This window comes from Rossellomorea aquimaris (genome assembly GCF_003315075.1).
In the GTDB taxonomy this organism is placed as follows: domain Bacteria; phylum Bacillota; class Bacilli; order Bacillales; family Bacillaceae_B; genus Rossellomorea; species Rossellomorea aquimaris_C.
The window spans coordinates 80,964-104,471 of the sequence record NZ_QNRJ01000004.1; the positions used below are offsets into that span (position 1 = coordinate 80,964).

The 23,508-nt window shown below is 41.3% G+C and carries 19 protein-coding genes; 8 read left to right on the forward strand and 11 right to left on the reverse strand.

Going from position 1 to position 23,508, the window contains the following annotated elements:
- Window positions 1-19 precede the first annotated feature (19 nt).
- The 3 genes from DET59_RS06815 (at window position 20) to DET59_RS06825 (ending at window position 4,582) form a co-directional block, all read left to right on the forward strand.
- Window positions 20-1,615 carry a multicopper oxidase family protein gene (locus DET59_RS06815; protein WP_113968877.1) on the forward strand — a complete coding sequence of 532 codons (1,596 nt, stop codon included), beginning with the start codon at window positions 20-22 and terminating at the stop codon, window positions 1,613-1,615.
- A gap of 824 nt (window positions 1,616-2,439) precedes the next feature.
- Window positions 2,440-3,240: a cupredoxin domain-containing protein gene (locus tag DET59_RS06820; RefSeq protein ID WP_181778081.1), complete on the forward strand. Its 801-nt coding sequence runs from the start codon at window positions 2,440-2,442 to the stop codon at window positions 3,238-3,240.
- A gap of 220 nt (window positions 3,241-3,460) precedes the next feature.
- The gene (locus DET59_RS06825) at window positions 3,461-4,582 is read left to right on the forward strand and encodes a cell wall-binding repeat-containing protein (RefSeq protein ID WP_113968880.1); all 1,122 of its coding nucleotides are present in this window, start codon (window positions 3,461-3,463) and stop codon (window positions 4,580-4,582) included.
- Window positions 4,583-4,628: 46 nt separating this feature from the next.
- Here the strand turns inward: DET59_RS06825 and DET59_RS06830 are convergent, their stop codons facing one another.
- Both DET59_RS06830 and DET59_RS06835 read right to left on the reverse strand, forming a co-directional pair.
- A complete protein-coding gene (locus tag DET59_RS06830) occupies window positions 4,629-6,074 on the reverse strand; it encodes an MATE family efflux transporter (RefSeq protein WP_397540925.1) in 1,446 nt (481 codons plus the stop codon).
- A 208-nt stretch (window positions 6,075-6,282) separates the two neighbouring features.
- Window positions 6,283-6,609, reverse strand: a complete 327-nt coding sequence (locus DET59_RS06835; protein ID WP_113968883.1) for a four-helix bundle copper-binding protein — start codon at window positions 6,607-6,609, stop codon at window positions 6,283-6,285.
- Window positions 6,610-7,991: 1,382 nt separating this feature from the next.
- Between DET59_RS06835 and DET59_RS06840 the strand changes: the two genes are divergently transcribed.
- The 3 genes from DET59_RS06840 (at window position 7,992) to DET59_RS06850 (ending at window position 10,993) form a co-directional block, all read left to right on the forward strand.
- On the forward strand, window positions 7,992-9,209 hold the full coding sequence (locus DET59_RS06840; protein ID WP_113968884.1) for a lactate 2-monooxygenase: 1,218 nt from the start codon (window positions 7,992-7,994) through the stop codon (window positions 9,207-9,209).
- Window positions 9,210-9,395: 186 nt separating this feature from the next.
- Complete coding sequence (locus DET59_RS06845) at window positions 9,396-9,947, forward strand: GNAT family N-acetyltransferase (RefSeq protein WP_181778082.1); 552 nt, start codon at window positions 9,396-9,398, stop codon at window positions 9,945-9,947.
- Between the two features lie 53 nt (window positions 9,948-10,000).
- Window positions 10,001-10,993: a potassium channel family protein gene (locus DET59_RS06850; RefSeq protein WP_113968887.1), complete on the forward strand. Its 993-nt coding sequence runs from the start codon at window positions 10,001-10,003 to the stop codon at window positions 10,991-10,993.
- Here the strand turns inward: DET59_RS06850 and DET59_RS06855 are convergent.
- From DET59_RS06855 to DET59_RS06865, 3 genes are all read right to left on the reverse strand, one after another.
- The gene (locus DET59_RS06855) at window positions 10,986-11,393 is read right to left on the reverse strand and encodes a YugN-like family protein (RefSeq protein ID WP_113968889.1); all 408 of its coding nucleotides are present in this window, start codon (window positions 11,391-11,393) and stop codon (window positions 10,986-10,988) included. The genes DET59_RS06850 and DET59_RS06855 overlap by 8 nt on opposite strands.
- Before the next feature lie 92 nt (window positions 11,394-11,485).
- A complete protein-coding gene (locus DET59_RS06860) occupies window positions 11,486-12,835 on the reverse strand; it encodes a glucose-6-phosphate isomerase (protein ID WP_113968891.1) in 1,350 nt (449 codons plus the stop codon).
- 208 nt (window positions 12,836-13,043) lie between these two features.
- On the reverse strand, window positions 13,044-14,207 hold the full coding sequence (locus DET59_RS06865; RefSeq protein WP_113968893.1) for an iron-containing alcohol dehydrogenase: 1,164 nt from the start codon (window positions 14,205-14,207) through the stop codon (window positions 13,044-13,046).
- 199 nt (window positions 14,208-14,406) lie between these two features.
- On the opposite strand from DET59_RS06865, the gene DET59_RS06870 reads away from it, so the two are divergent.
- Window positions 14,407-14,643, forward strand: a complete 237-nt coding sequence (locus DET59_RS06870; RefSeq protein WP_113968895.1) for a DUF378 domain-containing protein — start codon at window positions 14,407-14,409, stop codon at window positions 14,641-14,643.
- Between the two features lie 62 nt (window positions 14,644-14,705).
- Here DET59_RS06870 and DET59_RS06875 read toward each other — a convergent pair whose 3' ends face one another.
- The 3 genes from DET59_RS06875 to DET59_RS06885 all read right to left on the reverse strand — a co-directional run bounded on the left by DET59_RS06875 (window position 14,706) and on the right by DET59_RS06885 (window position 18,908).
- The gene (locus tag DET59_RS06875; protein ID WP_113969154.1) at window positions 14,706-16,097 is read right to left on the reverse strand and encodes an aldehyde dehydrogenase; all 1,392 of its coding nucleotides are present in this window, start codon (window positions 16,095-16,097) and stop codon (window positions 14,706-14,708) included.
- 221 nt (window positions 16,098-16,318) lie between these two features.
- Window positions 16,319-17,563: a Glu/Leu/Phe/Val family dehydrogenase gene (locus tag DET59_RS06880; protein WP_113968897.1), complete on the reverse strand. Its 1,245-nt coding sequence runs from the start codon at window positions 17,561-17,563 to the stop codon at window positions 16,319-16,321.
- A gap of 151 nt (window positions 17,564-17,714) precedes the next feature.
- Window positions 17,715-18,908 (reverse strand): ornithine--oxo-acid transaminase, encoded by a 1,194-nt coding sequence (locus DET59_RS06885; RefSeq protein ID WP_113968899.1) that lies wholly within the window; start codon window positions 18,906-18,908, stop codon window positions 17,715-17,717.
- Between the two features lie 405 nt (window positions 18,909-19,313).
- On the opposite strand from DET59_RS06885, the gene DET59_RS06890 reads away from it, so the two are divergent.
- A complete protein-coding gene (locus DET59_RS06890) occupies window positions 19,314-20,696 on the forward strand; it encodes a sigma-54 interaction domain-containing protein (protein ID WP_113968901.1) in 1,383 nt (460 codons plus the stop codon).
- 162 nt (window positions 20,697-20,858) lie between these two features.
- Here DET59_RS06890 and DET59_RS06895 read toward each other — a convergent pair whose 3' ends face one another.
- The 3 genes from DET59_RS06895 to DET59_RS06905 all read right to left on the reverse strand — a co-directional run bounded on the left by DET59_RS06895 (window position 20,859) and on the right by DET59_RS06905 (window position 23,496).
- Window positions 20,859-21,191, reverse strand: a complete 333-nt coding sequence (locus DET59_RS06895) for a DUF779 domain-containing protein (RefSeq protein ID WP_113968903.1) — start codon at window positions 21,189-21,191, stop codon at window positions 20,859-20,861.
- Between the two features lies 1 nt (window position 21,192).
- On the reverse strand, window positions 21,193-22,713 hold the full coding sequence (gene adh / locus DET59_RS06900) for an aldehyde dehydrogenase (protein ID WP_113968905.1): 1,521 nt from the start codon (window positions 22,711-22,713) through the stop codon (window positions 21,193-21,195).
- A gap of 219 nt (window positions 22,714-22,932) precedes the next feature.
- Window positions 22,933-23,496, reverse strand: coding sequence for an MEDS domain-containing protein (locus tag DET59_RS06905; protein WP_181778083.1), 564 nt, complete (start codon window positions 23,494-23,496; stop codon window positions 22,933-22,935).
- Window positions 23,497-23,508 lie beyond the last annotated feature (12 nt).

The window sequence follows — 23,508 nt, forward strand, 5'->3', positions numbered from 1 at the left end:
CTTTTATGGAGGTAACAAGATGAAAAAGTTAATTTTATTTAGTTTTTTCCTGTTTTTAACAATTATGTTAACTGCATGCTCTTCACAAGAAGACGAAATGGGCGGCATGGAGCATAGTGAATCCAACGATAACACCAAACAAAGTTCAACTAATTCTGACGGTCAATCAGATGGAGTAAAGACAGTCGATACAGAAACATTGACAGGTAACGAATTTACAATCACTGCAAAAGAAGGAATCCATCAACTAACTCCTACAACCAGCGTTAACGCATTAACCTTTAACGGATCAGTTCCAGGTTCACAACTTCGAGTCAAACAAGGGGAAAAAGTAAAAATTAATTTAAAGAATGAATTAGATGTCCCAGTTACTATTCACTGGCATGGCATTACTGTTCCTAATGACATGGATGGGATCCCAGGGGTTACTCAGAATGCCGTTCAACCCGGAGAAACTTTCCAGTATGAATTCACTCCTGAAGATGCAGGTACCTATATGTACCATACCCATCAAAATGCAGTCGAACAAATGGATAAAGGGCTCTATGGATCTTTAATTGTCGAGCCAAAGGAAGTCAGCTATGACAGAGATTATACGCTAATGCTCGATGAATGGATAAGCGAAGAAAAGAACTCGGGTATGGATGAGATGGGAGGCATGGACCATGAAAAAATGAATTCAGAAGGGGGTCAGAACGAAAACTCTGAAAAAATGGAGAACGATGAGGGAAATTCTATGGGTCATGATATGAGTGAGTACGATGTATTCTCCATAAACGGTAAAAGTGGGGAAGCAATAGAACCACTCAAAGTCAAGGAAGGAGAAAAGGTTCGACTTCGCCTTGTGAACGTTGGCTTTATGTCCCACAAGATACATTTACATGGACATGATTATAAAGTGGTCGCAATTGACGGTCAGGAAATAACGAATCCACAGAAACTTAAAGACGAAGTTGTCTCCATCGCTCCAGGTGAACGCTATGATATCGAATTTACTGCAGACAATCCTGGTGAGTGGTTCCTCGAATGTCATGGTGAAATGGAAGGCACAAAAGGAATGAAGACTTTAATAAAATATGAAGGTGCCGAGACCAGCGTAGATAAGTCAAATCAAGCTCAAAAATTGCCGGAATTTAACTTTACATCGTACGGGGAACCTGAGGAGACTAAGTTCAGCCTTGATCAACAATATGATGTCGAATATACAATGGATTTGAATACCACAATGAACCACGAAGGAATGGCCTATACAATCAATGATAATACATTCCCTAATACAGAAAATATCAAGGTAAATGAAAACGACCTTGTAAAAGTTACATTGACGAACAATTCGAAAAGTGATGACCACCCCATGCATCTACACGGACACTTTTTTCAAGTATTGAGTAAAAACGGTAAACCAATAGAAGGTTCACCCATTTGGAAAGATACAATAAATTTAAAGCCCGGAGATGAATACGTAGTGGCATTTAAGGCAGATAACCCCGGAAACTGGCTATTCCATTGTCACGATCTTCATCATGCAAGTGCCGGAATGGTGAATATGGTAAAATACAATGGTTTTACACCAAGTTTCACTCCAGACCCTGAAGCTAATAACCAGCCGGAATGATAAAACCTTACTGATTAATTTATATACTCTTAGGCTCTGGAAAAGTGGAATTCTGGACTTACACAAAAAAATGCCTTACCATAAAACAATGTTGGCTACCAAAAATTATATAAATCTGCATTTTAGATAAAAAGAAAACGAAAACTGCTCTAACGTAGGTATTGACGAGACAACTTACGAGTGGAGTTTTCGTTTTTATACTTCATCTCGATAAAATTCATTAAACCATATATGCACTCTTAAATCTTTAAATTGTTTGTCTATCTTCTGTCTCTTCTTTATGTTTAAGGTATCATTTTAACCAATACCTCTGAGTAACCCAGCGATTATTTCACAATTAAAATTGTCCTCTTAAGATAGGTGAATATTGGTACGAATTGCCGGAATTAGTCGAAATATGTGTATTAACCTTCCTTTACCTAAAACTGCTCTATTAGTAATAATAATCGTTCCTGCTTGTTCCAGAATCACCTTTATCACTATTTCATGATTTCTTTTTTTCTTGCTTCTTAGTTTAAAAAGCAATATATGAACAATCGATAATCAGATAATATTTGTTTATGAAATTGATAAGTATTGAGTTTTAAGGAGTTTATTTTTTATAGATTAAATGATTTCAATAATTTTGGAATGGCCTGTCTTTTCTTCTCATATCATGTAAGCAAACAAAGGAGGAGATAACGATTCAACCATATCAATTATTTATTTCTATCACTCTTTTTCTCTTAGTTTTGGCTTGTATGATTATAGGGAAAATATTAAAAGAACAGTTACATTCCATGTCATACATGATGATTTCCATGTACACAGGGATGAGTTTTGGATTGACGCTTGGAGTAATGTTCGGCTCACAATATCAAGGGGATTTATTCTATTCCACTTTGTTATCTATAGGAATAGGAGGTATTGCCGGACTGTTGATAGGAATCATCCATAGTCCTCTATCTTCCATTGAAGGATTAATGGCAGGATTGATGGGTGGTATGATGGGCGCAATGTTAGGAGAAATGATTTCTTTTAAAGAATCTATTATGATTTTAAAAATTTTGTCAGGACTTTCATTATGCTCTATATTTCTATTTTTCATTTTTCCGCGAACCAAACCTGAACAAGACCTAATTACAAAGAAATGGCTATTTAAGCCTTTAGCCGTCTTCATCACCATCTTTGCATTTTTCTTTTCAGGTGAACTACTTTTTAAATCTACTGCTTCGCCACATTCAGAATCAACTAAAGAGCAGACGGAGCATCAATCTCACCCTGATCATAACGGTTCAAACCAGACTCAGGATATACACACAATCAACATCATTGCATCCGAAATGCGTTATCTGTCATCCACCATAACTGTTGTAAAAGACACACCTGCCAGAATTGTGTTACAAAATGATGATCAAGTTGAACACGATATTGAAATTAAAGGAATTACTGCTAATGCGCCTAATTCAAATGGCGGGCATGCCCACCACTCATCAATATCCAATGAATCATTCCATCTTCATGCTCAAGCCAACAGTTCAAATCAACTAGAATTTCTTCCTACCGAAAAAGGAGTTTATGAATTTTTCTGTACCGTCCCTGGTCATAAAGAAAGAGGTATGACCGGTTTGCTGATCGTAACTTAATTAAAGGGTTCTTTTTTTTAGAATGTGATATGTAATTTAACCACCTCCCCACTCTTAAAGCTTCTTTCGTAATCAATATTAATACTTTAGATTAATCAATAAAAAATAATTCACACCCAAAAAATCATCGAATAAATATTGAATCCTTTCATGTGCAAACAATCTGCAAATCTTCTGGGAAAATATCTAATTATACATCTAATATTTTTAGGAGGATTCGATGAAAACACATAAACAATTAGAACAGTTTGCCAGTAAACCTAATTCTTATAATGATCGCGCAGGGGTTAACCTTAAGACGTATGATACGAAAAATGTCTCGAGACTAAATACAGATAATACGCTGGAGGCTTCAATCTATACTTCCCAAATGATTTGGCCGGCCACACATGATGAAACGAGACCTGGCACGGTTATTCTTTTCCCGAATAAATCGTGGAGTATTGGCTTGGCCTCGGTAAATTTTATTCATCACCCAAATAACGGACCTGTTTTTCATTTTGACTCGGAAGGTGTGTCGGAAGAAGTGCTTAATGAAATCGACAGACTACAACCTAAAGGAAATTCTGAAGGGATTCAAATAATGGTTATGGGAGACATTACTGATCATGTGAATGAACAATTGGCTTCTTATAAGGTTAAATCGTTAACAGCAGAGACGGCTGCTCAGTTTGCTTTTAAAGTCGATGAGGAATATGCAAGATTGACAGATGAGTATCCTGAAAACATCCTCGTTGTATCCTCCGAGGATCATGCAAAGCTTTTTTCTCTAGTAGCTGGTTATTGGATTGCTCATATGCCTGAGCCCATTTTATATGTAGAAACGAATGGCGTTCCATTAGAAACAATTAAAGCCCTGAAGAAAAGAAAGAATCCAAATATTTATATTGTAGGACCTGAAAAAATAATTTCTAAACAAGTAGAAGAAGAACTGAGCATGTATGGTAGCGTTACTAGAATTCCAGGAGATAATCCCGTCGATGTCTCAATTGAATTCACAATGTTTAAAGACCAGGATAGTGGTTTTGGATGGGGTATCGACAAGCCAGGGAGGGGGCTTTCCTTCATCTCAACCTCCCAGCCTGAATTGGCTATTACTACAGCTCCATTTTCCCACCTGGGAAAGCATTGTCCGCTAATTTGGCTGGACCAAGGTAAACTGGAGGACTCTGTTTATCATTTCCTTGCAAAGATTAAACCTACTTTTCAAGATAGCCCCCAAGAAGGTCCATATAATCATTCCTATTTAATGGGGAGTATTGAAACCATCTCTTATGAGACCCAGGGGATAATCGATAACAAGCTTGAAATCGTTGCAGAAAGTGACGGGGGACACCACTAAATCATGAAATAAAAAAAGATGGAGCCAAGAATCGCTCCATCTTTTTTTAGTAGTTATTCACACACGCTGACATATTCTCCTTCGATGTTTGAGGGTGGCAATGAGATTCTGGGTCTTCTTCCGGCTCCACTTTCACCACAATCCACTTGTCACGATGAAATTGTAGGGTTAGTACGACGGCTCTAAAGGCAATATCCAAACCAATCGCCATCCAGACACCTAGCAGCCCCCATTCAAGCTGAATGCCCAATACATAAACAAGTAACGTTCGGATAGCCCACATACCGATTCCTGTTAAATACATCGGAAATTTTGTATTATTCGCTCCTTGAAAGGCACCTGTTAAAACAAGGACAACTGCCAAAAATGGCTGAAATACTCCTGAGACTTTCAATGCTGTTCCAATGTTTCCGATCACTACTTTGTCTTCTGTAAATAAACTTCCTGCCCATCCGCCTAAGCTAAATAATATGAGTCCAAAGACAGCCATACTTCCAACTGCTAAAAATACACACAGTTTAGCATATGTTTTCGCTTCATCAAACTTACCGGCTCCAACCTGCTGACCTACCAGAATCGTTGCTGCTGTGGCAAATCCAAACCCGATCATGTAAGAGAACACTTCAATGTTACCAGCAATCTGATGAGCTGCGAAAACATTGGTTCCAAGAGCCACAACAAATCCAAAATAAACAATTTGACCTGCTCTCATAATCAATCGTTCTCCTGCTGCGGGAGTCCCTAGGATAAACAGCTCTTTTAAATGAACAGGATCTACTTTCCAATATTCTTTTTTAAAAGTTAATGAAGTATTTTTTTGAGTATAGCGAAATAGTATAAAAGTTCCCAGTGCGCGTGCTACGACTGTAGCAGTTGCTGCACCGACTATTCCCATTTCAGGTATGACCCAAAAACCAAAGATAAAAACGTAATCCAGTAACGCATTCACAATGTTGATGATAATACTCGTCTTCATCGGGGACTTTGTGTCACCTGCCCCCCTGAGAATAGCGCTCAAAACGAACATCAAGGCCATAAATACAGATGGAATGGCAACAATCCTAAAATATGTCACCCCTGCATCCAGTACATTGCTCTCAATCCCCATTAATTTAAGCAACGGCTCTGCAAAAAATATAGTAATAATTCCAGTGATTATACCCACAACAATCGTTACAATAATTGATTGTTGTGCAATGTGCCGTGCCTTCTCTATTTTATTGGCACCTATAAAGTTAGCAATATATACATTAGCCGCGACCCCAAGGGCCATGAATAGAGCGAAATATATAGCGAGTATAGCATTTGTTACCCCTACAGCCGATACTTGTATTAGGCCCAATTTTGAAACAAAGTACGTATCAACAAAACCTAAGATAGTCTGAAAAAAATTCTCCACAACTGCGGGTAGAGCGAGTAGAAGGATCAGCTTTATCTTTTTTCTGTTAGTATCTGCTTCTTGAACCTCTTTTCCTTCAATGTTTGTCGTCAGTTTTCACCACTCCTATCATTATTTTCTCCCATACCTATATCTTTCCCTGAAAATATGAATAATTTATGCAAAACAATAAATGCATATGTATTAAGGATAAGCATTCACTTTAATAGTCAAAATATCGTTTCTCATTTTGATTTCATATTTTATATAATTGCTGAACATAAAACAGGAGAGACATTCGAACTGTCTCCCCTGTTTATGTTTAAGCGATTTTTTTACACTCTTCTGCACAATTAAAGCAGGCATCTGCACATTTTTGACAATGATCATGCTCATGTTTCTTACATTCTTCTCCACACGTTTCACAAATCTTCGCACACACTTGAGCCAGTTCAGATGCGAATGGTGTCCCTCTTACCAGGGATTGTTCTAAGTATGCACACATATCCGCGCATTCTCGATCTAACCGAATGCACTCTTTCATCATGTTGATATCTTCTTCCTTTAAACAAGCATCGTAGCAATGATTACAAGCTTCCATACATTCATGCAGCGCTTTGATAGCAGATTGGTACCTTTCATGTGACATTTTACATTCCTCCTTGGGATTTGAGTTATTTGTTACATAATTACTATATCCATTTATCTTGCCAGTAAACGGATAAATAATTTTTTTATCGCTCGTAGAAAGTTATTTTACGTTTGCATGGATAGTGCATATTTTGTGGGTATAAATTTTAATGCTCACCGGAGATAACAAAGCAAGGTAAACACAATCAATTCACAAATAATAGTTAAGTGAAGTGAGAGTTTAAGACTATTTTAAAAAATCAACTCAGAATTAGACTAATTCATACCTGTATTTTTAGATTCAATAAATAATTAGATTGAAGCATACTTGTGCCAAATGCACATAGTCAATATTGCAAAATTTGCCGCCTTATGGATAAATTTGATAAAGTTTAATCTAAAAAAACACCTAGCAGTAAATTGACCACGCACGTTACCAAAAAAGTTCACAAAAGCACACATTTAATTATTTAATGGGGCTTTTGTGAAAATTCTTTTACATTAAAACGACCTAAATTGACTTATTTTAACGTATTTAATAACTCATCGTTCGCTGGCAGCCAAAAGGTCAGCGGTTCGATCCCGCTATGCTCCATACATAAAGAAGGCGTCCTTATTTTCAATGAGGACGCCTTTTTTATGTTTTTTTTACAATCTCTGGGTTTAGCGTTATAGTTCCCAGGGTAGTTGAAATACAGTGAAAATTTGGATATGCGAGTTGTTACAAAACCTTTATGGTAAGGAGAATATTATGAAACGAATGAAACCAATCTCTTTAGTAGCCGTACTTTTTACACAACACATTCGAATTCCCTATATATGTTAATTTGAAGTCTTATCCTCAATTGAGTAACCAGTGATATTTAAAATAACCGGAGTTTTTCCGTTTAGTTTGCAGAATAGAGCTCGGTACGGGTATATAGGCGGAATTTTTCCGGTTAAGCAAATTAAAATTACCCATTTACACGTTTTATGAGTCAATAGTCGGAATCTTTCCGTCTATTGAAGGTGTTTTTTATTCTTTTTCCTAATTTAGAGAAATTTCTCCGCTTATTTATCACACATGCTGATTCCTCATCTCTGGGTCCGTGAGTGGCCGTTCTTCAACAAAAATAGGGGTTAAACGGCTCAATATAGTGAACTGAGCCATTTTATTTTTAATCACAATAACAGATACAAAAAGTAATACAAATTAGGCTGCATTTCCGATTTCGTTTTCGGATTTTGCGACAGGAAACGGCACCCGTTAGTCGTATGATCGGCCTCTTTTTTCAGTTCATTTAATTGACTTTTCTGAATACGATCAGTACCATTTCCCTTATAAGGAAAAGCTCGCCGATTACATACGCTTCCTTTTTATTATTTGCACCTGTCCGGCAAAGAAGAAAGGAGAAGAATACCATGAATCAGTATGGAAACCATGTACAAAATGAAATCTATCAGAGGAAGGTCCGTCCCTCCATTCCATTCCGGTTTGAAGAGCTTGAACTAAAGGCCCGGGAAAAGCTTGAAGATGGTCCTTTTTATTATGTAGCGGGAGGTGCCGGCGGTGAGGATACGATGCGGGCCAACAGAAATGCCTTCGACCGCTGGCAGATTGTTCCCCGTATGCTGAATAACGTGGAAAACCGTGATCTGAAGGTGACTTTATGGGGAGATACCTACTCCTCCCCTCTTATGCTCGCTCCCATCGGAGTGCAATCCATCGTTCACCCTGATGGGGAGCTGGCGTCTGCACGTGCGGCATCATCCATGAATGTTCCGTTCATTGCAAGCTCAGCCTCTACTTACTCCATGGAGGAAATCGCATCTGTCATGGGTAACTCCCCAAGATGGTTTCAGCTATATTGGAGCAACGACCGTGAGATTGCAGCCAGTATGCTTCGGAGGGCTGAAGCGTCCGGCTACTCCGCTATCGTCGTGACTCTTGATGCTTCGATGATGGCATGGCGTGAATCAGACCTAGAAAACGCGTATCTTCCCTTTCTGTCGGGAGAAGGGGTTGGGAATTATGTGAGCGACCCTGTCTTTCGTTCCATGCTGAAAGATCCCCCTGAAGTTGACGATAAGGCAGCTGCCATCCTTTGGTCCAAAGTGTTTGGCAATGCCAGTTTGACGTGGGATGACCTGCACTTCCTTCGAGATCATACAAGTCTGCCGATTCTTCTTAAAGGAATTCTACACCCAGAGGACGCAAAGCTTGCCATCGATCACGGGATGGATGGGATCATTGTCTCCAATCATGGTGGAAGACAGGTTGACGGGGCCGTTGGAGCTTTAGATTCATTGCCTGTGATTTGTCAGGTTGTGAATGGACGGATCCCTGTACTATTTGACAGTGGAATCCGACGGGGTGCGGATGTAGTGAAAGCATTGGCCCTCGGAGCGAGTTCCGTTCTCTTAGGTAGACCCTATATGTATGGATTGACCCTGGCTGGTGAACAAGGAGTGAAGGATGTCATTCGGAATATACTGGCCGATCTCGATTTGACGATGGCCCTTTCCGGTCAAGCATCGGTTTCTGAATTGGGACCGTCACTTCTGACTGACGTGAAAGACGCATCATTTCCTTCAAGGATAGAACGACCAGATTCACAATATGCGGGAATAAAGTCATAAAGAATCAGCCGCTGTCTAACAATGACAGCGGCTTTTTTGTTCAGTTCATATGTGTCCTTGGAAATCATTCTTCAATTATGCTGCACATATGAAAAACCTGAACAATAATAAAAGAGACTATGAAATTCCCCATCCTTCCCTGTTCCAGACATGGTATACTTTCTTGTACAAAGGGGATTGATAATTTTGGGAAAATATCCAGTATTTGAAACAGAGAGGATCGTACTAAGGCAAATTACGATGGAAGATGTCGATTTCCTTTATGAACTCTATACTTCCGCGGACGTTCTCCGCTATTTCGGAATGAGTCCGATTGAATCGAAAGAAGTGGCGGTAAGTATGGTCGAGAACTACGAAAAGCACTTGGAGTCAGGCGGTCCCATGCGCTGGGCCATCGTGGAGAAGCATTCGAATAACATGATTGGGACATGCGGATTCCACGGCATTTCGAAAGCGTATAAGCGTTGCGAAATCGGATACGACCTTAGCCCTGATCACTGGGGTAAGGGAATCATGGGTGAAGCACTCTCCCCGTTACTCAGCTACCTATTTACAGATAAAGAAATGAACCGTGTTGGGGCAGTGATCGTTCCTTATAATAAGGCTTCATCACGAGTGGTTGAAAAACTCGGTTTCAAACAAGAAGGCTTACTAAGGGAATATATCCTTCAGGATGATCAAGTATATGATGCATATATGTACAGTTTATTGAAGAAAGAATGGCTTTCAGAGTTTTAGACGAACCTGAATAGGCAATAATGGTCAGTGCAGATGAAAAAGGAGCTGGTAGTATGGTTCAGCAAATGTTTCATGGATTCTTGCGCTGGCCTTTAGTTATACGAATATTTACAATCGCCATTACGTTGATGCTTTCATTTGGAACGATCATTCATTTTATAGAGCCCGATACCTTCCCTTCTTTATTCGATGGGATCTGGTGGGCGATTATTACGACTTCCACTGTGGGATATGGGGATTTTGTTCCTACATCATTTGAAGGCAGGCTGATTGGCATCATTCTCATCTTAGTAGGTGCCGGCTTTCTTTCCACTTATTTTGTCATGCTTGCAGCAGAAACGGTCATGACGCAAAATGCGTATTTGGAAGGCAGAGCAACGTTCAAGGGGAAGGAACATATTGTAGTCGTAGGGTGGAATGAGCGGACACGGGAAGTGATTAACCAACTAACCTCCCTGCAGTCCCAATGTGATATCATTTTGGTCGATGAAACCCTGCAAAAGAATCCATACAATAATAACCACATCCATTTTGTGAGGGGAACCCCTTTTAGAGATGCCATTTTAAATAAAGTAAATCTCCATGAAGCATCGATCGCCATCATTACCGCTGATCAAAACAAAGATGAGATGACGGCAGACATGAATTCTGTCCTGACTCTTCTTGCTATTAAAGGGAATCACCCTGATTTATATACGGTCGTTGAAATCCTCCAGAAAGATCAAGTGGCCAATGCCGAGCGGGCAGGAGCCGATGAAGTGATTCAAACGAATATGCAAACAAGCTATGTGATGATGAACAGTATCATTTCTCAAGGGATGTCTAAAACCATCTTGAAATTATTGAATCATTTAAAAGGAAACAATTTAAAGCTGATACCTGTTTCAGAAGAATACATCAATAAGAGCTTTCATTCGTTAAGTACAAATCTTCTAAAAAACAATATCATCCTTTTAGGCATAAAAAAAGGAGAAAACACGACTGTGAATCCTCCTTTGACTACTTTGGTTGAAGAAACGGATGAACTGCTTGTGATCTCTAACTAGAGAATAAAACGTTCTCCAGCTCTTTTACAAGTTCTTTCCCAACTTCAATATATTCTTCCGGGAAGCTTGCATCGGGATCTTGTGGTTCGGAAAATTGATTGACCGAGCCTGAGAAGGTTCCGGTTGATGCGTAATCGTCCAAGCCACGCTGGTATTTATGAGAGAGAAGGAACGGTTTACCGAATTCAACCGTGGCCCCCCTTGAATCCAATTGACCGTCAACAGACGTAAACGGAACTCTCAAATATTGATAGCCCACTTCGTCATCAATTTTATAATCGAAATAGCCGTGATCATAATCCCAATTGCCACCAATCGAATATCCAAGCGGCTTTAATATCTGTTCAAGCTTATACAGTTGGTAATGCTGTCCTTCAATGTTAGATGAAAGTTCTATCACGTGGATCCATCCCCTTTCTTTTAGGGATAGTTTCTCCTAAAGTGAAAGAAAAATGTAAAAAGAGCACTGAGATTTCCCTCAGTGCTCTTTCCTTATTTAAGGCGTTTTTCAAGCTCTGCCTTCTTCTCTTCAAAGCCTGGTTTTCCAAGAAGGGCGAACATATTTACCTTGTATGCTTCCACTCCCGGTTGATCAAATGGATTCACACCAAGAAGGTATCCACTCATCGCACATGCTTTCTCGAAGAAGTACACCAGGTAACCGAATGTGTATGCATCCATTGCCGGAATTTCCACAATCAGGTTTGGTACGCCACCATCTGTATGGGCAAGCAATGTACCTTCAAACGCTTTATTGTTTACAAAATCCACTGTTTCACCGGCTAAGTAATTCAAGCCGTCCAAATCACTGTCAGCCTTCTCGATTTTCAGCTCATGACGTGGCTCTGAAACCTTGATGACTGTTTCAAAAATGTCACGGCGTCCTTCTTGAACATATTGTCCAAGAGAATGAAGATCTGTTGAGAAGTTAGCTGAAGAAGGATAAATTCCTTTTTGGTCTTTTCCTTCACTCTCTCCCAATAGCTGTTTCCACCATTCAGAAAAGTATTGTAAACCTGGCTCATAGTTAATGAGCATTTCAATTGTTTTTCCTTTATTATATAGTGCGTTACGAACCGCAGCATATTGATACGCAGGATTCTCTGTGAGCTCGGATTTCCCGAAATCTTCACGTGCCTGTGCAGCACCGCTCATCATCGTCTCGATTTCCACTCCGCTAGCAGCAATCGGAAGCAGCCCAACTGCTGTCAGGACAGAATATCGACCGCCAATATCATCAGGAACGACGAATGTTTCATAACCTTCATCTGTTGCCAGGGTTTTAAGGGCACCTTTGGACTTATCCGTTGTCGCATAAATACGCTTGCGTGCTTCTTCCACACCGTATTTTTCTTCGAGCATGTTGCGGAAGATGCGGAAAGCGAGTGCCGGTTCAGTCGTAGTACCGGACTTTGAGATCACATTGATGGAGAAATCTTTTCCATCAAGAAGGTCCATTAAGTCCCTCATGTAAGTGGAACTGATGTTTTGTCCAACAAACAGGACTTGTGGAGTGGAACGCTTTTCTTTCGGCAGGACATTGTAGAAGCTGTGGTTCAGCATTTCAATCGCCGCACGGGCTCCGAGGTATGATCCACCGATACCGATCACAAGAAGGATATCGGAATCATTTTTGATTTTCTCCGCTGATTTCTGAATGCGGGAAAATTCTTCTTTGTCGTAATCCACAGGAAGGTCGATCCAACCAAGGAAGTCGCTCCCTGCACCTGTTTGTTCATGTAGTGAATGATGGGCAACCTTAACCGCATCACTTAAGTATGTAAGTTCGTGTTCTCCAAAAAACGATAACGCTTTTGAATAATCAAAACGAATGTGTGTCATAACCATCCTCCGATTAAAATATTTTCTTCTATCTCACTTTATCGAAAGCTGACCCGAGAATCAAGAAAGCTCCCTTTATGTAAGCGTGTGCATAGCGAACTTTTTTTCAACAACTGTTCTCACCCGCTTATATTCCCCTAATTATTGGTGTACAAACCAAGAAAGAGGGACGGACCTTGTTCACAAGGTCCGTCCCTCTCAGTATCGATTATAGTGATGCTCTCAGAATAGCAAGAACGTCGTCTTTGTTTAATTTATTGAAGTTACCGAATTCGCCGTTCACCATGGCTTTGTCTGCCATCAGGTCCAGTTGGCTGTCGTCGATATCATAGTCTGCCAAACGGGACGGTGCTCCTATGCTTGTCCAGAATTCGCGAAGCTTTTCGATTCCTTCCAGTGCCACTTCCTCTTCTGACTTACCGGCAGGGTCGACATGGAATACTCGTTCTGCCAGCTGGGCAAATCGTGAAGGATTCACTTTCAGATTATGCTTCATCCAGTTAGGGAATAGGATCGCGAGTCCACCTGCATGGGGGATGTCGTATACGGCTGACACCGCATGTTCAATGTTATGACTGGCCCAGTCACCGTTGTAGCCCATTTGCAGCATTCCATTAAGAGCGATTGTTCCAGAGTACAGAATCGTCTCGCGAAGCTCGTAGTTTTCAAGATCATTGATCAGCTTCGGAGCTGTTTCAATAACCGTAGTCAGAACGGACTCACACATACGGTCTTGTAGAGGCGTGTTGGTTGCATTATTGAAATACTGTTCAAACACGTGACTCATCATATCCACCATACCGTAGATTGTATGATCTTTCGGTACTGTGAAGGTATTCTCAGGATCCAGGATAGAGAATTGCGGGAACGTGACAGGGCTGCCCCAACCATATTTCTCATTCGTTTCCCAATTCGTGATAACAGATCCGGCATTCATTTCTGAGCCGGTCGCTGCAAGGGTCAGGACTGTTCCGAATGGAAGAGCTTCTTTCGCAAAAGCTTTCTTCGTTACAAGATCCCATGCATCACCATCATATTTTGCACCTGCAGCAATTGCTTTTGTACAGTCAATGACACTTCCGCCACCGACAGCTAATATAAATTCAATATTATTTTCTTTACTTATCTCTACACCTCGTCTGACTGTGGAAAGACGTGGATTCGGTTCTACTCCGGAAAGCTCGAATACTTCACTGTCGATATCCTTCAATACAGACATTACCTGATCGTATAAACCATTACGCTTAATGCTTCCGCCACCATACACGACCAGCACTTTTTTACCATATTGAGGCACCAATTCTTTCAGCTGTTCTACTTGTCCTTTTCCAAAAATCAATTTGGTGGGATTGTAAAAAGTAAATTCATTCATTATTTGTTACCTCCTTGTATTTTGTAAGGGCCGAACTATTTCGTAACCCAAAATGTCTTCAACACATTTTCTATTATCGAATATATCATCCCCAAAATGCAAAGAACTTGCACAAGGAAATTTTGTTGCAGCCAATCTGAATAGGAATAAGCGCAATGGGAAACTTATTAATGAGCCATTCAATAAGGAGGAAGACAACATGAGTGCAATTCAACGTATTGCTTTGGTTCTTACCATTATTGGTGCTGTGAACTGGGGACTTATCGGCTTCTTTCAATTCGATCTTGTTGCAGCCATCTTTGGTGGTCAAGATGCCGCTCTATCGCGAATCATATACGGATTAGTTGGTATTGCCGGTCTAATTAACCTTGGCCTGTTATTTAAACCAACGGAAGAGCTTGAAAGAGAACCTCATACTGAGCCGACGCGCTATTAAAGAATAGCGGGATATCTCGCGTACCATCTTAAAAAGGTGACCCATCCTCTGGGTCACCTTTCTTATTTCAGTAACTTCTTAATGATCTGCATACCAAATCTTCCACTTGGATAACGAAAGCTTAAGTCAAACTTCGTCGTCTGTTTTAAAATGCTTTTGTAATGTGAGAAGGTTGAGAAGCTTGATTCCCCGTGGTAATTTCCAATCCCGCTCTCCCCTACCCCTCCGAAAGGAAGATATGGTGTAACGATGTGCATAAGTGTATCATTCACACAACCGCCACCGTAGGAAATCGATTCATTGATTCTTTCCTCTGTGATTGGATTGCTTGTAAACAGATAAAGGGCCAGCGGTTTCGGTCGCTCTGTCACAAATTCAATGACTTCATCAAGCTCCTCATATTCAATGACCGGGAAAACCGGTCCGAATATTTCATCCTGCATCACCGGTACGGTAAAATCTCTCGGCTTCATTAAAGTCGGTTCAATTTTCAAGCTCCCAGGATCCACATTCCCCCCTAAGAGGATTTCACCATCTTCCAAATAGCTTGTTAAACGATTGAAATGACGTTCGTTGACGACCCGCCCGAACTTATCACTTTTAAGCGGTTCTGTTCCATAGAATTCAATAACCGTTTTCTTGAATTCAGTGATAAATTCATCTTTCTTGCTCTTGTGAATAAACAGGTAATCAGGGGCAATACACGTCTGCCCGGCATTTGTCACTTTACCGAAGGCGATGCGCTTCGCAGCCAGAGGGATATCCGCCGTTTCATCCACGATACAAGGACTTTTCCCACCAAGTTCAAGAGTGACGGGTATCAGCTGCTTTGCCGCTGCTTCCATCACCACTTTTCCGACGGGGACGCTCCCGGTAAAGAAAATATAATCGAATGGCTGTTTCAGGAGATGCTGTGTCGTTTCCACTCCACCTTCTATCACGAAAAGCTGTCTTGGGTCAAAATGAGTATTGATCATTTCAGCTAATAAAGCTGAGGTAGAAGGAGTTAATTCTGATGGTTTAATGATGGCTGTATTACCGGCTGCAATCGCTCCAATGACAGGGGCCAGTGCAAGCTGGATCGGGTAATTCCATGGTGCGATGATCAGGGTGACCCCGTAAGGCTCCGGCACAGTATAGGCTTTAGAGCCAATATGTGTTTTCGCCGTTTTGACCTTTTTAGGTTCTGCCCATTCGTCGATATTCTTCAGAACGAATCTAATTTCTTCAAGCAGGATGCCGATTTCTGTCGCATACGTTTCCATCTCTGATTTATTTAAATCTCTTTTCAATGCATCGATGATTTCTGCTTCATGATTTTTTATGACTGCTGAGAACTTCTCTAGCAAGTCTTTTCTATATTGTATTGGCCGGGTAACCCCTGACTTAAAAAATTGCTTATGCTGTTGAAGTGTTGATTCAACCGTTTCAAGAGAAGTTTCCTCTTTTATCATTTCAGTTGACACATGAATCCCTCCGAATCATTAATGTTTAATAGTTTAAACATAAGAACATTTTTATCGTACGATGATTTCTGTTAATTGCCAATTTCAATGATTTTACCCAGAATTGATGCTCTCTAATCATTTCGATACTAAATTGAAAATTCCTTTACAAACTAAAAAAAGAACGCATCCCCAATACATTGAGATACGTTCTTTATATTATGCGATCGTTACACCCAACCTCTGAATCTAGAGGCTTCAGCCATTTTGCGTGCGCCGACCATGTATGCGGCGAGTCGCATATTCACTCGACGATTCTGAGATGTTTCGTATACATTGTTGAAAGCTTCGACAAGTTTAGCATGAAGCTTCTCGTTTACTTCTTCTTCCGTCCAGTAGTACCCCTGATTATTCTGAACCCATTCAAAATATGAAACCGTTACTCCACCCGCACTAGCTAGTACGTCTGGAACAAGCAGGATTCCTCTTTCAGAAAGAATTCGTGTTGCTTCAAAGGTAGTCGGACCGTTAGCAGCTTCTACCACAATGGATGCTTTAATATCATAGACATTCTCTTCAGTGATTTGGTTTGAAATCGCTGCAGGGACAAGGATGTCACACTCCAGTTCCAGTAATTCCTTATTTGAAATCGTGTTTTCAAATAGTGTCGTTACTGTACCGAAGCTATCCCGACGGTCCAACAGATAATCAATATCCAAACCAGCCGGATCATGAAGGGCACCTTGGGCATCGGAAATGGCGATCACCTTTGCACCGGCATCATGCATGAACTTCGCTAAGAAACTGCCGGCATTTCCAAAACCTTGGATGACGACGCGAGCACCTTTGATGTCGATGCCACGTTTCTTTGCAGCTTGGTCAATACAGATGGTAACACCTTGAGCCGTCGCCTTTTCACGACCTTGTGAACCACCAAGGACAATCGGTTTTCCTGTAATGAATCCTGGTGAGTCATTTTCACGAAGACGGCTGTATTCATCCATCATCCAAGCCATGATCTGTGAGTTTGTGTACACATCAGGTGCCGGGATATCCTTAGTAGGGCCGACAATTTGACTGATGGCACGAACATAGCCGCGGCTTAGCTTTTCCAATTCAGTGAAAGACATCGTTCTTGGATCACAGATGATCCCGCCTTTTCCTCCACCGTACGGTAAATCAACAATTCCGCATTTCAAGCTCATCCACATGGATAAAGCCTTCACTTCCTCTTCATCCACTTCAGGGTGGAATCGCACTCCGCCCTTGGTAGGTCCGACTGCGTCGTTATGTTGTGCACGGTAGCCCGTAAATACTCTGATACTGCCATCGTCCATTCGTACCGGGATACGAACGGTCAACATACGAATCGGCTCTTTCAGAAGTTCATACATTTCTTCCGTATATCCTAGCTTGGATAAAGCATCATTGATGACATGCTGTGTAGAAGTAAACAGATTAAGGTTTTCTCCCATTGTAAACATTCGCCTCTTTATTATGTGATCTGAAACGTTGTAATTGTAACATATTACCGTATCTTAAACCATTGACTTGGGAAAGAAATAATTTTTATTTTCACGCCTGTTCCAGTCGATTTAAGAAAAAAACTTTTAACCCAACCGGGAATTAAGACAGTACTTTTTTGATTCTTTCGATTGCCCAATCCAGGTCTTCCTGTGAGATGACAAGTGGTGGAGCAAAACGAATCACTGTATCATGTGTTTCTTTACAAAGCAGTCCTTCTTCTTTCAGTTGTTCACAGTATTTACGGGCTGGTTCGTTAAGTTCCACTCCGATAAATAATCCGCTACCACGAACGTCCTTAATCATAGGATTATCTATCTCACGAAGTTTACTCATAAAGTATTCTCCCATTTGAAGAGAACGGTCTGCCAGGTTTTCATCTATCAGTACATCAAGGGACGCAACGGAAACCGCACATGCCATTGGATTCCCTCCGAAAGTAGAACCGTGGGAGCCAGGGTTGAATACGCCTAATACTTCTTCATTGGCCACAACACATGAGATAGGGAACACTCCGCCTCCAAGTGCTTTTCCTAAAATGTACATGTCAGGGTCAACATCTTCCCACTCACACGCGAACATTTTCCCGGAACGGGCAAGACCTGCCTGAATTTCATCTGCAATGAATAGAACGTTGTTTTCTTTACATAATTCATATGCTGCTTTCATGAAGCCTTTAGGAGGGAAGACGATCCCTGCTTCTCCTTGGATAGGTTCGATTAGGAAAGCGGCTGTATTTGGTGTAATGGCGGATTTCAATGCTTCCAAATCACCGTAAGGAATCAAGTTGATTCCTGGAAGCATCGGACCGAAGCCACGCTTGTATTCTTCTTCGGAAGAAAGGGAAACTGCTGTCATCGTTCTTCCGTGGAAGTTCCCGTTACACGCGATGATTTCCGCACTGTTTTCTGCTACACCCTTCACATCATACGCCCAGCGGCGAGCTGTCTTGATCGCGGTTTCCACTGCCTCGGCACCCGTATTCATTGGAAGAGCCATGTCTTTACCAGTCATGTTACAAATCTTCTCATACCAAGGGGCTAATTGATCATTGTGGAACGCACGTGACGTCAGTGTCACACGGTCTGCTTGATCTTTTAACGCCTGGATGATCTTTGGATGACGATGTCCCTGGTTGACCGCAGAATAAGCGCTAAGCATATCCATATACTTATTGCCTTCTGGATCTTTCACCCATACACCCTCCGCCTCTGAAATGACGATTGGAAGTGGATGATAATTTTTCGCACCATATTTCTCCGTTTGTTCAATAATCGAATGAGTACTTACTGTCATATAGGTTCCTCCTTAGGTAATGAAAAAACTAATTATTTATATACAAGGATGGAGCCCCTGCAGACAAAGGCCCATTCCCGTTTTCATGCTTTCAAAGTGTTTCTTGTGTTGTTTTTGCTTGAAGGTGAAGCAGAAGATATCCCGGTCCGCCCGCTTAGGAGTCGGTACCTGACATGCAAAAAATATTTGCATTTAGAAAACCCTTACACTTATAATAATGCAAAAGATAGTTGCATTATTCAAGAGTTTTTTTAAAATTTTTTATAATCCCACTCTTTTTGCGGATTCCTTTGATACCAAGTCTTAAATCAAACAGCGAACGGCTGAAAAATTTGCGCAAGAAGAAGACTATAGACGATACGTTTGGCAGTAAGATCTAACCAAAATGAAGAGGAGAGAGACTGCATGCTGGAATCTGAAAAGCGTTTGTATATGTACGAAAAAGTCGCTGAACATCTCGAATCAGGCGTTCATGTCATCGATTCTACAGGGAGAACCATCATCTACAATCGCAAAATGCGTGAAATCGAAGGCATGGAAATTGAAGACGTCCTGGATAAAAATTTGCTGGATGTTTTCCAATTTCATTCTGAAGAGGAAAGTACCCTTCTTAAAGTTCTAAGCACAAAGCAACCTACCCTTAATGTGAAGCAAACTTACTTTAATATAAATGGAATCGAAATCACCACGATGAACGATACATTCCCTATTTTTCATGATGAGGTGTTGATTGGAGCGATTGAGATTGCCAGGGACATCACCAAGCTCGAAAAAGTGATGAGAGATCATATACACAAGCGCCCAAGCAGCTTATTTACCTTTGATAGCATTATCGGTCAGCATCACCGCCTGCAGGATGCAGTGGAAACCGGAAAGCGGGCGACAAGGACTTCTTCCCCTGTGTTAATCTGTGGTGAAATCGGAACCGGCAAGGAGCTTTTCGCTCAAAGCATCCATAACGACAGCGCCCGTTCCAATCGTCCCTTCATCACCCAGAACTGTTCATCATTACGTGATGATATGCTTGAAGAAATCCTGTTTCATGAGGAGGCGGACACGAGCAACCCGGAAGACCACCGGCCCTCCCTCTTCCAACAAGCACAGGGAGGAACGCTTCTCCTCGACGAAATCAACTCCTTAACCCCTTCCCTCCAGGAGAAGCTATTAAACTTCTTTTCTCGGGGGACGGACCTTCCATACGATGTACGGGTGATGGCTACGGTGAACGAGGATCCCATCGACGCCATCGCAGAAGGACGGTTATTAAAGGAACTCTATTACAGGCTGAGCATTGTTTCAATCTTCATCCCTTCTCTCCGTTCGAGAAAAGAAGATTTACCGGAGATTGTGAACTATTTCATTGACCAGTTCAACCACCATTTTGCCATGAGTATTAAGGGGGTTTCGAATGAAGTAAGGGACATTTTCCAGCAGTATGACTGGCCAGGCAATGTAAGGGAGCTTGAGCATGTCATCGAGGGAGCGTTTAATCTTGTTGGCTTTGAAGAGGAGATCGGTTTCAATCATCTTCCATTTGGTTTCAGGCAACGCATCCACCACTCCGCTGCCGGAGAAGAAAGCCAGGATGAATCTCTGTTCCTCTACCAATCCGGAACAGAGATCAAACCGCTGGAGATTTTCATTGAAGAAGCCGAAACCTATTATATTCAAAAATCTTTGAAATACCATGACTTTAATATCACCAAAACGGCGAAGTCCCTTGGAATGAGCCGGCAGAATCTGCAGTATCGGATTCGGAAGTACGGGATCGAACGGAATTCGTTTTAATGTTGGTCGGCCACTTTCTTTTTTTAAAGAGTGGCTTTTTGTTTTTGGGGATGGGGTGAATTGGGGTGCGGAATTTGTTACACTGAAAAAGAGACAACCTATAAAAAGGTTGTCTCTATACATCATCATTGAGAGTAGAAGGGTGAACCATAACCTTCACGTTTATGGTTTGATCAATTTGGAATCCGTGATAAAGCGTACGCCTTCCGTTGATTCCAAAGAGAACACTCCTCCCCTCCCTTCTTTTACATCCAATATGATCTGGAAATGCTTCCAATACTCATATTGTTGTTCGTTCATATAAAAAGGACAGTCGGCTACAGTACCTACTAATACATCACTGTCACCGATGATCAAATCATCCTGACTTAAACACATAGGAGAACTGCCATCACAACAGCCTCCAGATTGATGAAACAGGAGGGCACCGTGCTTGCCTTTTAACGTTTCAATCAGATGGAGGGCTTGTTCTGTCGCCTCTAGTCGCTGTTCCATTTTAGAAGAATCCTAACGCTTTAGGACTATAGCTGACTAGTAAATTCTTCGTTTGTTGATAGTGTGATAGCATCATTTTATGATTTTCGCGACCGATCCCGGACATTTTGTATCCACCGAATGCCGCATGTGCCGGGTATTGGTGATAACAGTTAGTCCATACGCGTCCTGCTTGAACCTCTCTACCGAAACGGTAAGCCGTGTTCATGTCACGCGTCCATACACCTGCTCCAAGGCCGTAAAGAGTATCATTGGCGATTTCAAGTGCTTCTTCTTTCGTTTTGAACGTTGTAACGGAAACAACAGGGCCAAAGATTTCTTCTTGGAAAATACGCATTTTGTTGTTGCCTTTGAAGACGGTCGGCTTCACATAGAAACCTGCTTCCTGATCTCCATCCAGTGTATTCTGCTCACCACCGATCAGTAATTCCGCTCCCTCTTCTTTCCCAATTTCAATATAAGATAGAATCTTATCCAATTGTTCTTGAGAAGCTTGGGCACCCAGCATTGTATCTGAATCTAACGGGTTCCCCTGCTTGATTTGTTTCACGCGTTCGATCGCACGCTCCATGAACTTATCGTAGATCGATTCCTGGATTAGCGCTCTTGAAGGACATGTACACACTTCTCCTTGATTCAGTGCAAACATGACGAAACCTTCCACTGCTTTATCAAGGAAATCATCATCCTGATCCATGACATCTTCAAAGAAGATATTAGGGGATTTACCACCAAGCTCCAATGTGACAGGGATAATGTTTTGAGAAGCATATTGCATGATCAGGCGACCTGTTGTCGTTTCACCTGTGAAGGCTACCTTACCAACACGCTTACTTTGAGCTAGAGGTTTCCCTGCTTCCACTCCAAATCCTTGAACAACATTCAGTACACCTTTAGGCAGCAGGTCTTTAATCAGTTCAACCAGAACCATGATGGAAGCAGGCGTTTGCTCAGCAGGCTTCAAGACTACACAGTTCCCCGCAGCAAGGGCAGGGGCAATCTTCCATACACCCATCAGAATCGGGAAGTTCCAAGGAATGATCTGGGCTACAACCCCGATCGGCTCATGGAAATGATAAGAGACCGTGTCATTATCGATTTCACCAAGTGATCCTTCCTGGCCTCTGATACATCCGGCGAAATAACGGAAGTGATCAATGGCAAGTGGTAAATCTGCCGCCAGTGTTTCACGAACCGGCTTACCATTATCCCATGTTTCGGCTACAGCAAGCATTTCTAAGTTTTCTTCCATACGATCCGCGATTTTATTTAAGATAATGGATCTTTCCGTAACAGAGGTTTTACCCCATGCGTCTTTTGCTGCATGCGCTGCATCTAATGCCTTTTCGACATCTTCTTTGTTTGAACGGGCAATTTTCGTGAAAACTTTACCGGTAACAGGTGATACATTTTCAAAATATTCTCCACTTGCCGGCGGCACATATTCGCCTCCAATAAAGTTCTCATACTTGTCTTTGAATTGTACCAATGAACCTTCAGTATTCGGATTATTATAAAGCATCTAAAATCCTCCTGTATTTATGTATTTTTCTATATGTAAAGCGCTTTCATTATCATTATATGCCATTTATGAGGTACGGACAAGTATATTGTTCAAAAATTCTTTATTTTTCGTTAATTTACGATAATTTTTTTGACAGAACAAATAGCAACAAACTTTACGAAAAGAACAAAAAAAAGACGACAACCCTCTTCATGGGGATCATCGCCTGTTCTTAGACTAATTAGTACTACTGTATACTTTCGAGATCACGATATCTTCATCCGTCATAATGTGCCCATGACTTTTCTTTAGTGCATCCTCCAGATGGTCAGGCATTTTCACTGATTCGTACGCACAGACGATGGTCAGGTCATACTCATGAATAGCACGATCCGTTTCTTCTTCGAACCACTCGATGATGGAAGCCGGGTCTTCCAATGTGCCCCATTCCACATTTGTCCACGAGCGAAAAGGTATGTCGTTCTCTAAGAACGGGGTGATGGACTTCGTTAATTGTTCATAAATGGCTGGCGGGTGGTAGCTTCCACTCGATTGATAGAAATCATAGTTACTGATCACGTGAATTTTCTTTAATTGGTCGCTGGTTAAATGATTGTTTAACTGTTTAAACAATACATTCAGGTTCCTCTCGTTCTCAATCAGAACAACGGAATCCCCCTTTTCGATCCCCTCGAGAACATACGCAACGGCATTTTCTAGATATCGGTTTCGATCATGATAAGAATAGAGGATATGAGTACATTGATTTTCACTTAATAGATTACCTATTTTCTCTTTCAATTCATCCCGCCT